1 protein-coding gene is annotated in these 285 nt (G+C 77.9%); it reads right to left on the reverse strand.

Annotation, left to right across the window (positions count from 1 at the left end):
* Positions 1 to 285: hypothetical protein (locus VR44_RS32225; RefSeq protein ID WP_045951172.1), on the reverse strand; the 285-nt coding region annotated here is incomplete at both ends.

Raw genomic sequence — 285 nt, forward strand, 5'->3', positions numbered from 1 at the left:
GTGGCGGGCGGCGTGGAAGCGCTCCAGCCAGCCCGCGGTGCCGTCGGGGGAGCGTTCGGCCTCGGGCAGGCCGGGGTCGGTCAGTCCGGCACTGGCGCCGGACTCCTCCAGCACCTCCAGCCACAGGGCGGACAGTTCGCCCGCCTCGCCCGTGCCGCCCGGCACCATGCCGAGCAGGGTGCCCCGGACGGCCGGAACCCGCTTGGCCAGTGCGATGAGCGGGGCGCGGTGGGACTTCCACCAGCCGGCCGCCGCCCGCAGCGTGGCGGGCAGCGGGAGCAGCTC

It is taken from the genome of Streptomyces katrae (assembly GCF_000966975.1).
Taxonomy (GTDB): domain Bacteria; phylum Actinomycetota; class Actinomycetes; order Streptomycetales; family Streptomycetaceae; genus Streptomyces; species Streptomyces katrae.